Below are 12,685 nucleotides of genomic sequence, written 5' to 3'. Positions count from 1 at the left end.
CTCCTAAAGCTAAATATATTCAAAAATCAGAAATCAATTCTTCTTTAAATTTTTTAAATAGTTTTCAATCTCTGCAAGAACAAATGCAGTTTCTTCGTCTGTGCCGGCAGAAATTCTTATATATTCTCCCATATACCTTATAGCTACGGATTTCGACAAAAGGTATTTCCAAATGTCCAAAGCCATGGTTGTTTTTACAAAAACGAAATTGGTAACTGTTGGATAAACCCTAAAGTCATCGGTAAAACAGCTACAATTTCTCAATCCATTATACAGCAAATCTCTATTGTATACAATAGATGAAAGAGATTTTTTAAAATATTCCTTTTCCCTGTAAATTATTGTGCCTACTTTCTGAGAAACAGAGTTTACATTATATGGGGATTTTACAGCTTTCATGGCTCTTGTAATTTTCTCATTGGCAACAGCAAAACCAAGTCTTAAAGCCGCAGAACCAAAAGCCTTTGAAGCGGTTCTCAGAACAATCAGATTGTCGTAATTTTCTGTTTCGCCTATCATTGACTGATCCCAGAAATCCATGTAAGCTTCGTCGTCCACAATCAAAGCGTCAACGGATGAAACGATTTTTCTTATCGCCTCTCTGTCAAGTCCCTGACCTGTCGGGTTGCAGGGATTTGAGAAAATAACACATTTTGCGCCGCTGTCCTTAATTGCCTTTATCATTTCGTCGGCGGTGATTTCAAGTTCAGGATTTTTGTTAATCTGAACACATTCAGCCTCGCATATTGAGCTGTAAAATTTATACATAGAAAAATCCGGAGCAATAAAGAGAAGCTTTTCCCCTTTCATTAAAAAGGAAGTTTCAATAACGCTTATAAGCTCGTCTGAACCGTTGGCGGCAGTTACAAGCTTTTTATCAACTCCGTAAAAATCCGCAAAAGCTTCGCAGAGCTCCTCAGCCATAGGGTCCGGGTATCTGTTGTAATCAATAGTCTTTACGGCTTCGGCAATTTTTTCTTTGATTTCATCTGTATATGAAAAAGGACTTTCGTTAGCGTCCAATCTTATTTTATATGTACCGCTTATGGGTTCATAGGGTTCAAGGTCTTTGATTTTCTGATTAAGACTATATGCCATTTATATCACCTTCATAGTTTTTAATGTCACTGAATAAAAAGAAACCCGGCAGGAAAAAACTTTCCAAAGCAACTGCCTGCCGGGATAAATTTAAAATCAATCTTCAAATCTGACTGTAATACTGTTTGCGTGAGCGGTAAGTCCCTCTTTTTTCGCAAACTCCTCTATAAGCTCTGCGTCCTTTTTCAGAGCATCCTCTGTATAGTAAATAAAGCTTGACTTTTTAACGAAGCTGTCAACGGAAAGCGGTGAGAAAAATCTGGCTGTTCCGCTGGTTGGAAGCACATGGTTAGGGCCTGCAAAATAATCGCCCAAAGGTTCAGGACTGTAATTTCCCAAAAATACAGAACCTGCATTGTGAAGCTTTCCAACATATTCCATTGGATTTTCACAGCAAACCTCCAGGTGTTCAGGTGCAAGCTCGTTTGCAAAGTCCACAGCCTGAGTCATGTCACTGCATACAATTATAGCTCCGAAGTTTGAAAGGGAATATTCTATAATATCCTTTCTTGAAAGCTTTTCAACCTGTCTTAAAACCTCTTTTTCAGTTTCAACTGCGATTTCATCGCTGGTTGTAAGGAGAATTGAAGAAGCAAGTCTGTCGTGTTCGGCCTGGCTCATAAGGTCAGCCGCAAGGAATTTCGGATTTGCTGTTTTGTCAGCCACAATCAAAATTTCGCTTGGGCCTGCAATCATATCTATGTCAACCACTCCGTAAAGGAGCTTCTTTGCAGTTGCAACGAAAATATTTCCAGGGCCTACGATTTTGTCAACCTTTGGAACTGTTTCGGTTCCGTAAGCCAAAGCCGCTACCGCCTGAGCGCCGCCCATAAGGAATACCCTGTCAACACCTGCGATTTTTGCCGCCGCCATGATGTTGGGATTAGGTTTTCCGTCCTTACATGGAGGAGTAACCATTATAACCTCTTCAACACCGGCAAGCTTTGCAGGAATTGCGTTCATAAGAACAGATGATGGATAAGCCGCTGTGCCGCCCGGCACATAAATTCCCACTCTTTTAAGACCTCTTACACGCTGACCCATAATAACGCCGTTTTCCTTGGTGGTAAGCCAGCTCTGCTGAACCTGTCTTGCGTGGAAATCCTTAATATTTGCCGCCGCTTTTGTTATGGCTTCCATAAATAAAGGCTCGCAGTCTTTGATAAGCTCTTCTATTTCATCCTTTGTAATCTCTGTTTTTTCAGGGGCTTTGCCGTCAAACTTTACGGTGTAGTCATAAACCGCCTTGTCGCCGTTTTCCCTTACATTATTTATTATCTCTGAAACAGCAGGCACAACATCCTTGTCGGAGTTTTCAGCTCTCAGTTTCAGTTCTTTTATAAAGTCATATTCCTTTTTGCCGTCGGCAATAACCTTTGGTATCATTTGGAAATTTCCTCCTTTATCTTATCAACCAAACCTTCAATCTCCTGTTTTCTCAGCTTTAAGCTTGCAATATTTGCAATAAGTCTTGCGGAAACAGGAACAACGTCCTCAATAACCTCAAGTCCGTTTTCTTTAAGGGTAGAGCCTGTTTCAACTATATCAACAATTCCGTCGGAAAGTCCAACAAGCGGTGCAAGCTCCACCGAACCCTCTATTTTTATAATTCTTACGTCCATTCCCTTTTTCTCGAAAAAGTTCTTTGTGACGTTTGGATATTTAGTAGCTATTGTTTTTTCTGCGTAGCCCTGGTAAAAATCCTTTCCCTTTGGAGCCGCAAGGGCAAAACGGCATTTTCCGAATCCCAAATCCAGAAGCTCATAGAAAATTCTGCCCTGTTCCAAAATTGTATCTTTTCCTACAACGCCTAAATCACATACGCCGTGTTCAACATATGTGATAACGTCGGCAGCTTTGGCGAGAACAACCTCAATTTCTCCGTTTCCTATTGGAAGAATAAGGCGTCTGCCTTTATTTATAACCTGTGAGCAGTCATATCCGATTGCTTCAAAAAGCGCAATGGTGGATTTCTCAAGTCTGCCCTTTGTGAGTGCAATTCTAAGTGGTTTCATCATTTTATCTCCGTTACATCTTCGCTTACTTTAATTATTTTTCCTATATTGCCGGCTTTTGCATAGGCCTTTGCATCCTCTTCCTTATCAAAGGAGGAAAGCTCAGCTTTAACACCTGTCTTTCTCAAAGAACGGGCATACTTTACAGCTTCAACCTCATAGCCCTTTTCCGCAAAAACAAGAACCTGCGAAGGTGTTGAAGGCTCGAAAAATCCCGATTTAAACTTAACCTGAGCCATTTCGTCTATGTTCAGGGCAAAACCTGCCGCACCCATAGGAACTGAGAAATTATCAAGAAGTGTGTCGTATCTTCCGCCGGAAAGAATAGCCGCTCCGCTTCCGTCCACATATCCGGAAAATACTATACCGCTGTAGTAGTCGTTTCTCTGCACAAGTCCCAAGTCTATTGTAATTTTGTCGCCGTAACCCAGTTCACAAAGACCACGGTACAAATCCATTATATAGTTAAGCTCGCCGCTTGCAGGAGAAAATTCTTCCATTCCCAAAGCCTTTTCCAAAACATCAATTCCTCCGAAAAGCTTAGGAAGGCTTCTCATAGCTCTGACGCTGAGACTGTCCTCAAGTCCGTCCAAAATATCGTTAAGAGCAGGATAGTTTTTGCTCTCAATAGCAATTCTTATATCCTCTCTAATCTCCTCGGAAACATTCAGATTATCGGAAAGCACCTTAAACAGTCCTGCATGACCTATTTCAATTCTGAAATCCTCAAAAACAGAGGAAAGGCTCTCGATAGCCGCCGATATTATGTCAAGGTCTGCGCACTTTCCAACAGCGCCAAGATACTCAACGCCCATCTGCAAAACCTCGCAGCTTTTTCCCATAAGGGATGGCTTGTTCTGGTAAATCGCCTGTCTATAATAAAGCCTTATAGGCAATGTATGGTTTTTTAGTCTTGTAGCTGCCATTCTTGCGATTGGCAAAGTGGAATCCGGACGCATAACAAGAATTCTTCCCTTGCTGTCGGTGGCTTTGAACATATCCTCCTGAGGAATACCCCAGCTGTCCGCCGAAAACAAATCGAAAAACTCCACACCCGGAGTTATAACCTTTCTGTATCCGAAGTCCTCGAAAACATTTTGTATCTTGTCACAGATACTGTCAAACACATTACATTCCTCAAAGAGAAAATCCTTAGTTCCCTCGGGAGTTATCATCATATATTTTTTCATAACTTTCTCCTGACAGTTTATTTCCAATTATATAAAAAAGGCAGAACATACCTAAAACGCTTTAGCGTGCTAATATGATATCATAAAAAATTATCTTTGTCAACATTTATTCTTCATTATTTTCTTCTGTATCATTTTTAACATCAATCTTTTCTTCACTTTCAAGTCCGTGATTTACCACTTTGTATTTCAATCTTGTTTTTACATTCTTTCCCAAAAGATCGTAAATCACAGCAAACACCGGAACTCCCAGCACCATTCCGGAAACACCGAAAAGTCCGCCGCCTACCAAAACACTGAACATAATCCAGAAACCGGAAACACCTATCTGATTTCCCAAAATCTTCGGGCCTATTACGTTTCCGTCCAGCTGCTGCAAAACTATAATAAACACAACAAACCACAGGCACTGGATAGGGTCAATAAGCAAAAGCAAAAATGCGCTTGGGATTGCTCCGATAAACGGGCCGAACACAGGTATAATATTTGTAAATCCCACAATAACGCTGATAAGGGGAGCATATTCAAATCTGAAAATACTCATACCTATAAAGCAAAGAATACCTATGATAATTGAGTCAACTAATTTTCCTATTAAAAATCGTCCGCACATATTATTTGAAACGTTAACTATTTCAATAGCTTTATTCAAAGCCCTTTTCGGCATATAAGCATAGGAAACAGCCTTTACCTGAGCGCAGAGCTTTTCCTTGCAGGCGAGGAAATATACAGAAACGATAATTGCAATAAACCAGTTGTAAATATTTGAAGCTGTATTGATAGCAGCCGGGAAAATTGCATTTAAAAGATCCTTATAGAAATTCTGCATGTCACTGCCTGTAAACAGTGAAACCATTCTTTCAATGAATTTGTTTAACTGATTTTCGCTGATAAGATTTAATCCAAAGGTATTGTCAAAAAATTCAAGAACTTCGTTGAGCGTTTCCTCGGCGCCGTTCAAATACCCCTGCATATTTTGATACAGGGACTCAAAGCTTTTAGATACCTGAGGAACCAAAATCGCCACAAGGAAAGTGACAATACCGAAAGCCACAATGTACGTGCAAATCAAAGACAGGGTTTTATTAAGACTTCGCAGTTTTCTGTTTTTCTCTTCTATTTTGAAAAACACACGTTTCTCAAAAAACAGCATAAGGAAATTAAGAATATAAGCCAGCAAAAATCCGTATATAAAAGGCGTCATTATTGAAAAGAATTTCAAAATTATATCCCATACTGTCTTAAAGTTCAGCATTACAAATAATAGCAGAACTGCATATGTAATCCATAAAATAACATTTTTAAACTTATTGTCTTTCAAGTGAAACAACCCCGTAAAGAAAAATTAAAATACGGTTCTATCATATTACAATAATCACCATAATGCAAGAGTTTATCTACATTTTCTCACTTTATTCGACATAAATCTGTATATTTTGAGTAATATAAAAATTTAAAACCCCAAGCAGACATTTAATCTGCCTAGGGTTTATAAAATCAAAACAGTGACATCTGGGAGCTTTCCGGCAAATCCTTCAAGGCTCCCACCGCTCTCAGAGTTTCGATAACAGATTTTGAAACTTTTGTTATTCTCAGCATTTCCTCAACGGAAAGATACTTTTCTTTCTCTCCGCACTCCTCAAGGCTTTCGGCAGCCGCCATTCCAACGCCTGACAGAACACAGAAAGGAAGTCTTATTTTTCCGTCCTCGATAACAAACCTTTTCGCCTTTGATTTATAAATATCAATAGGCAAAACCTCAATGCCTCTTGCAAGCATTTCGTTTATTATCTGGAGCATAGGAAGCTCCGCCTGCTCCTTCATGGAGGCTTCCTTTCCCTTGTTCTTAATAAGCTGCATCTTATTTAAAACCGCCTGTCTGCCCTTTATAACTGTTTCACCGTCAAAACCGTCGTTTCGCACGGTAAAATATGCGGCGTAATATTCAACAGGCTTGTGAACCTTGTACCAGCCCAATCTCAAAGTGGCTATCATATAAGCCGCAGCATGGGCTTTCGGGAACATGTACTTTATCTTCATACAGGAGTCTATGTACCACTGGGGAACATTGTGCTCCTTCATTGCATTAAAATGCTCCTCTGTGAGAAGCTTTGTAGCTTTACCCTTTCTGACAATTTCCATTATTTTAAAAGCCATGCCCGGCTCCAGTCCCTTATGCATAAGATAGGTCATAATGGAGTCACGAGTACCGATAACCTCTGAAATTGTGCATGTGCCGTTGTGAATAAGGTCAGCGGCGTTTCCAATCCAAACGTCGGTACCGTGGGAAAGTCCGGAAACCTGCAAAAGGTCGGAAAAAGTTTTCGGCTGTGATTCAACCAGCATGTTTCTAACAAAGTGAGTTCCAACCTCAGGCAGTGAGAAAGTACCTGTCTGAGAGTCGATATCCTCGGGAGTTACACCCAAAGCTTTTGTGGAGGTAAACAAGGACATAACCTCGGGGTCACTCATGGAAACATCCATAACTGAAATTCCGGTAAATTCTTCCAAATAATGGTAAATTGTCGGAACATCGTGTCCAAGCTCATCCAGCTTACAAATTGTATCATGGATGGAGTGGAAGTCGAAGTGTGTTGTTATATTGTCTGATTTCATATCGTTGGCAGGGTGCTGAACCGGACAGAAGTCGTAAACCTCCATACCCTTAGGAACAACAACCATGCCTCCCGGGTGCTGACCGGTTGTTCTTTTAATACCGGTGCATCCTATTGCAAGTCTTGCCTGCTCCGCCTTGTGGAAAGCAATTCCCTTTTCTTCTTCATATTTTCTTACATATGCCAAAGCGGTTTTATCAGCAACGGTGGCGATAGTTCCCGCCTTAAACACGTTGTCCTTGCCGAAAAGCTCTTCCGTGTAGCGGTGAGAAAATGACTGATACTCACCGCTGAAGTTAAGGTCGATATCAGGAACCTTGTCGCCCTTAAATCCCAGGAATGTTTCAAATGGGATTTCGTGTCCGTCACGGTGCATTTCCTCGCCGCAGTTAGGACAGTTCTTAGGGGGCAAATCAAATCCGGAACCCACACTGCCGTCGGTAATAAATTCGCTGTGCTTGCACTTAGGGCAGACATAGTGAGGACAAAGAGGGTTAACCTCGGAGATACCGGACATGGTGGCAACAAAGGAAGAACCAACGCTTCCTCGTGAACCAACCAGATAACCGTGAGCCTCACTGTCGGCAACAAGCTTCTGAGCGGTCATATACAAAACGGAGAATCCGTATTTTGTGATTGAATTAAGCTCCTTGTCAAGTCTTTCCTTAACAATATCAGGGAGAGGGTCGCCGTATTTGTCCTTTGCCCTCTGCCATGTGATGCTTGTGAGCTGTTCCTCCGCACCCTCAATAAAGGGCGGGAAATTTCCCTCAGGAATAGGACGGACACGCTCTATCATATCGGCGATTTTATTTGTATTTTCCACAACAACCTCGTAGGCTTTTTTCTCGCCCAAATAGGAAAACTCCTTGAGCATTTCCGCTGTGGTTCTGAAATACAGCGGCGCCTGATTGTCAGCGTCGGTAAATCCCTTGCTGAACTGGAGTATTTTTCTGTATTCGCTGTCGTGAGGGTCAAGGAAATGGACGTCGCAGGTGGCAACAACCGGCTTGTTAAGCTCTTTTCCCAGCTTTACAACAGCCTTGTTAAAGTTCTGCAAATCCTCAACAGAGTTTACCATTCCGTCACGAACCATAAACATGTTGTTGCCTGTAGGCTGAATTTCCAGGAAATCGTAAAAAGAAGCTATTTCTTTCTGCTCGCCTATGGATTTTCCCTCGATTATAGCCCTCATAAGCTGACCCGCTTCACAGGCAGAACCGATGAGAAGTCCCTCTCTGTGCTTTATAAGCTCCGACTTAGGTATTCTCGGAGTTTTATAAAAATATGTGAGATGAGCCATTGAAATAAGCTTGTAAAGATTTTTAAGTCCAACCTTATTCTTTACAAGAATTATCTGGTGATAAGGCTTCAGCTTTTTAAAGTCGCCGCCGTTTATCTTAGTATTTATATCGCAGACATGAGTGATATTGTAGTCCGCCTCAAGACGGCTGCAAAGGGATACAAAAATCTTAGCCAAAATCATGGCGTCATCACAGGCTCTGTGATGATTAAAATCTCCCAAACGGAGATATTTAGCCACAGTGTCCAGCTTACAGTTTTTAATATCCTTTAAAACCGCACGTGAAATAGCCACAGTGTCTATATAGGTATAATCAAAGGCTTCCCCCATATTGTTGCAGGCGGCTCTGATAAATGATGTATCAAAACCGGCGTTGTGGGCAACCAATACATTTCCGTCGCAGAACTCAAGGAAGCTTCTCACAGCCTCCTCCTGTGACGGTGCATCCGCCACCATGGCGTCGGTAATTCCCGTAAGCTCCGTGATTTTTGCAGGGATAGGCATTTCGGGATTTGCAAAGGTGTTGAATTCATCGACAATTTCACCGTTAACAACCTTAACAGCACCGATTTCGGTAATCTTATCCCTTGCCGCAGAAAGTCCCGTTGTTTCAATATCGAAACAGATAAATGTGCCGTTTAAAGGCTCATCCCTGTTTCCTACAACAGAGTTTACCAGGTCGTCAATAAAATAGGCTTCCGTTCCGTAAATAACCTTAATATCGTTTCCGCTTTTGTTCAGAGCTTCAACTGTGTTCATAGCCTCAGGAAAAGCCTGGGCAACACCGTGGTCGGTGATGGCAACAGCCTTGTGTCCCCACTTGGCGGCTCTTTTTACAATCTCCTCAGCAGAAGAAACACCGTCCATAGATGACATGTTGGTGTGCATATGAAGCTCCACACGCTTTGTTTCTGCGTTGTCAACAACCTCTTTTTTGCTTACAGTGCCGATTGAGTCGGCGTTGAGAACAATTTCTCCGGCATACTTGTCATACTCCATGCTTCCGGCAACAACAATAGTTGCGTTTTTGCTTATGGAGTCCAGCACTTCGCAGTCTTTAATGGAATTAAAAACCTTTACCGTGGTTGAGCCGGTGTAGTCGGTTATGTTTATGGTTATGATATTCTTGTCGCCGGACTTGGTGGTTTTCTTTTCAAATCCGAAAACATCGCCCCACACAACGGTTCTTCCCGTATCTGCCGCCAGGGTTCTTATAGGCACAATCTTTCCCTTAATAACCCTGCCGTAAAGTGGTCTTATAGTTGAAGTGACAATACCCGGAGTAAGATCGTCCCCTTCTCTTATTTCTATGGTGGGATTTTCCACCGCTTTTTCTTTTACTTTCTTTTCGTGAACCTTGTTTCTGTTTTCCTCTTCCTCAATATAGAACTGAGCGGCTTTTGTTTCAGCCTCTCTTTTTATTGTTTCCTGGGCGTGCTGCTGTTCCTGAATGTAGACCTCGTTTTCTGCGTCCATTTCAAGAACACCTTTATATTCAATATCAAAGTGCTGGGAAAACTCCGCCTGCACCAGCTTTGAAAACTCCCTGTCAAAATTACAGGAGTCAAGCAGAGCCTTTCCCCCGTGCTTTAACTCAATGGTTATAACCTTTCTTTCATCGTCGCATTCCGCTTCGGCGTTTGCAAAGGTTCCGTTAATTCTTGGAATATGGCGTTTTAAAGCCTCCACCATATCGGGAAAATACTCTGCTTTAAAATTGTCGTTTATAAAACGTGGATTGATATTTGCACCCATAAGATTCAATCCGGTTTTCTTAATTTTTTCTTCCCCATTGAATATTGTTTTTCTCTCTATGTACTGAGAAAAAGAAACATACAGATTCAGTGTTCGCTTAGATTTATTTATTTTAACCCCGGTGATTTCTCCACGGGCAATTCTTTCATCAAACGGTTCTTCCAAATAATCGGAAAACACTCTTCCTAAAGTATTCATCAAACATTCCTTTTCTAAAAATTACAGCTTTTCAATTTCTTCAATCAGTGCATCTATAAGTTTATCCTCGGGAACCTTTCTCAGAATTTCGCCTTTTCTGAATACAAGGCCGTTGCCGTCGCCTCCGGCAATTCCTATGTCGGCTTCTCTTGCTTCTCCCGGGCCGTTTACAACACAACCCATTATGGCAACCTTGATATTTTTCTTGCAGTCCCTCAAACGTCTTTCCGCCTCGTCTGCAAGGCCGATAAGGTCAATCTTTGTTCTTCCGCAGGTTGGACATGAAACGAACTGTATACCGCTTCTGTCAATATCCAAAGCCTTTAAAATATCCTTTGCGGCATATATTTCCTTTACCGGGTCGGCGGTAAGGGAAACTCTTATTGTATCGCCTATTCCCTTCAAAAGCAGAGAGCCTATACCTGCGGCGGATTTAATAAGTCCCATTCTCTCAGTGCCTGCCTCGGTAACTCCCAAATGCAGAGGATAATCGCACTGTTCAGCCGCAAGCTCATAAGCCTTTACCATTGTTGCAACATCTGAGGACTTCATGGAAAGCACAATGTCGTCGAAATCAAACTTATTTAAAAGTGAGGCATGATAAAGTGCGCTGTCACAGAGTGCCTGAGGTGTGGGATGACCGTATTTTGCAAGTATCTCCTTTTCAAGAGAACCGGAGTTCACGCCTATTCTTATAGGTATATTTTTTCTTCTGCAAGCGTCAGCCACAGCCTTTACCCTGTCGTCAGAGCCGATATTTCCGGGATTGATTCTTATCTTATCAATTCCCGCTTCAACCGCCTCCAAAGCAAGACGGTAATCAAAATGAATGTCGGCTACAACAGGAATACTCACAGCTTCTTTCAAAGCCGGAATAAGGGCAACGGCTTCCTTGTTGGGAATAGCCGCTCTTATAATCTCACAGCCGGCTTTTTCAAGCTCAACCGCCTGCTTAACGCTGTTTTCAATGTCGCTTGCAGGAACATTCAGCATTGACTGAATGGTAATTTTTGCTCCGCCGCCTATTTTCACATTTCCCGCAGTAACCTGTTTTTTACTTGCCATAGCTCTAACCTCCTATTATCTGCCAGATATCCTTCATGGAAATAATCAGCATAAATCCTATCAATATAATAAATCCGGACGCATTTATTGCGTTTTGTATCTTCATAGAAACCGGTTTTTTTCTTATAGCTTCAATAATAAGCATAACAAATCTTCCGCCGTCAAGAGCCGGGAACGGAAGCATATTGAATATGCCCAAGTTTACCGTAATAAGAGCCATCATAAATATCAGCGTGTTAAGACCATCAACAAAGCCGCTTGAAGCAAGACTCTGTGAAGTAACCTGAGAAATTGCAGAAGCCGTACCTATTGGGCCTGAAAGCTCAGATAAACCGAATTTTCCCGTTACAATTCCCACAAGACTGTCCCATACCATCTTTCCTATGGAAACAGTCTGTTTGAAACTTTCACTGACAGCGGTCAAAAAAGTTCTCTCTACAGGAACCGTATAGAAATCCACCGCAACCATAGGCTGCTGTGTTTCTGAATTTAAGTAGGTGTAAAAGTCCACATCCTCCAAAAGCACCTGTCTGCCTGCTCTCTCCACAAGGATATCAACACGGAATCTGGTTCTGCTTTCCTTAACCTCTATCTGAGGAACCTGTGCTTCTTCATCGGAAACATAAGCATACAAAGACTTGTATCCATCTTCATATGCGCTCTGAGCCTCTTCCAGAGTTTCAGCGCTGTTCACGTTTTCGACAATCTGCAAATATTCGCTGTACATTGCCTGAGCGTCTTCATCGCTCATATAATCGGTTTCACCGTTTTTTATGGCCTCATTTCTTTCGGAAAGAGTTGTTCCCAAAAATGAGAAGAGATTTACAAGGCAGTCCTCCTGATAAACGGTAAGCTCTGTTCCGTCAACCTCAACGGGCTTTGTGGTGGCAAGGGCAAAGGAAATATCCCTGGAGCTTACAATAGAAGTTCCGTTTATCTTCAAAAGCTTGTCGCCCGCCTGCAAACCGCTGTTCTGTGAATAGGAAAGCTCCGGAAAAGAATCAATGGTGGTGGATGAATAGGTATACTGCTGAACAACCACAACAAACATGAGAATAAATCCCAAAAGTATGTTCATAACTGCACCGGCTATTACAACGATCATTCTTTTCCATACTTTAGCCTTTTCAAAGGACCTGGGGTTTTCGCTGTCCTCGTCCTCACCCTCCATGGCGCAGTAACCGCCTATAGGTATAAGCCTCAAGGAATACTGGGTTTCACCCTTTTTAAATCCGAAAATCTTCGGGCCCATGCCCAGCGCAAACTCGTTTACCTGAATTCCGCTTTTCTTTGCGGTTATAAAATGTCCGAATTCGTGAATACCAACTATCAATTCAAACAGTAAAACTCCGATAATAATAAGTATAACAGCTGTGATAAAATCATCTCCAATTTTATATAATCATTCACTCTTATTATCTACGGCAAACCTTAAAAAATTATGTC

Annotated in this window: 8 protein-coding genes; all 8 read right to left on the bottom strand. The window is 41.8% G+C overall.

What is annotated here, in order from left to right:
- Positions 1 to 33: 33 nt before the first annotated feature.
- The 8 genes from hisC to rseP all read right to left on the bottom strand — a co-directional run bounded on the left by hisC (position 34) and on the right by rseP (position 12,596).
- On the bottom strand, positions 34 to 1,098 hold the full coding sequence (gene hisC, locus CGICJO_RS06655) for a histidinol-phosphate transaminase (protein ID WP_486498294.1): 1,065 nt from the start codon (positions 1,096 to 1,098) through the stop codon (positions 34 to 36).
- A gap of 96 nt (positions 1,099 to 1,194) precedes the next feature.
- Positions 1,195 to 2,484: a histidinol dehydrogenase gene (hisD, locus tag CGICJO_RS06650; RefSeq protein WP_486498293.1), complete on the bottom strand. Its 1,290-nt coding sequence runs from the start codon at positions 2,482 to 2,484 to the stop codon at positions 1,195 to 1,197.
- A complete protein-coding gene (gene hisG, locus CGICJO_RS06645; RefSeq protein ID WP_087377396.1) occupies positions 2,481 to 3,116 on the bottom strand; it encodes an ATP phosphoribosyltransferase in 636 nt (211 codons plus the stop codon). The genes hisD and hisG overlap by 4 nt, the downstream gene beginning before the upstream one ends.
- On the bottom strand, positions 3,113 to 4,303 hold the full coding sequence (locus CGICJO_RS06640; protein ID WP_486498292.1) for an ATP phosphoribosyltransferase regulatory subunit: 1,191 nt from the start codon (positions 4,301 to 4,303) through the stop codon (positions 3,113 to 3,115). Before CGICJO_RS06640 ends, hisG begins: the two co-directional genes overlap by 4 nt.
- A 106-nt stretch (positions 4,304 to 4,409) precedes the next feature.
- The gene (locus tag CGICJO_RS06635) at positions 4,410 to 5,624 is read right to left on the bottom strand and encodes an AI-2E family transporter (RefSeq protein ID WP_486498291.1); all 1,215 of its coding nucleotides are present in this window, start codon (positions 5,622 to 5,624) and stop codon (positions 4,410 to 4,412) included.
- Between the two features lie 176 nt (positions 5,625 to 5,800).
- Positions 5,801 to 10,174, bottom strand: a complete 4,374-nt coding sequence (locus CGICJO_RS06630; RefSeq protein ID WP_486498290.1) for a PolC-type DNA polymerase III — start codon at positions 10,172 to 10,174, stop codon at positions 5,801 to 5,803.
- Positions 10,175 to 10,195: 21 nt separating this feature from the next.
- Complete coding sequence (ispG, locus tag CGICJO_RS06625; protein ID WP_486498289.1) at positions 10,196 to 11,239, bottom strand: flavodoxin-dependent (E)-4-hydroxy-3-methylbut-2-enyl-diphosphate synthase; 1,044 nt, start codon at positions 11,237 to 11,239, stop codon at positions 10,196 to 10,198.
- A 4-nt stretch (positions 11,240 to 11,243) separates the two neighbouring features.
- Positions 11,244 to 12,596 (bottom strand): RIP metalloprotease RseP, encoded by a 1,353-nt coding sequence (gene rseP / locus CGICJO_RS06620; protein ID WP_486500003.1) that lies wholly within the window; start codon positions 12,594 to 12,596, stop codon positions 11,244 to 11,246.
- Positions 12,597 to 12,685: the final 89 nt, after the last annotated feature.

The organism is Candidatus Limousia pullorum (assembly GCF_057405065.1).
Note: the sequence above shows the minus strand (reverse complement) of the source record. Positions and strands in the feature narration are given on the sequence as shown.

What these genes read in the sequence shown, in the direction of transcription:
- CGICJO_RS06640 (WP_486498292.1), bottom strand. Translation starts at nt 4,303, where the DNA reads ATGAAAAAATATATGATGATAACTCCCGAGGGAACTAAGGATTTTCTC.
- hisG (WP_087377396.1), bottom strand. Translation starts at nt 3,116, where the DNA reads ATGATGAAACCACTTAGAATTGCACTCACAAAGGGCAGACTTGAGAAA.
- CGICJO_RS06630 (WP_486498290.1), bottom strand. Translation starts at nt 10,174, where the DNA reads ATGAATACTTTAGGAAGAGTGTTTTCCGATTATTTGGAAGAACCGTTT.
- hisC (WP_486498294.1), bottom strand. Translation starts at nt 1,098, where the DNA reads ATGGCATATAGTCTTAATCAGAAAATCAAAGACCTTGAACCCTATGAA.
- ispG (WP_486498289.1), bottom strand. Translation starts at nt 11,239, where the DNA reads ATGGCAAGTAAAAAACAGGTTACTGCGGGAAATGTGAAAATAGGCGGC.
- hisD (WP_486498293.1), bottom strand. Translation starts at nt 2,484, where the DNA reads ATGATACCAAAGGTTATTGCCGACGGCAAAAAGGAATATGACTTTATA.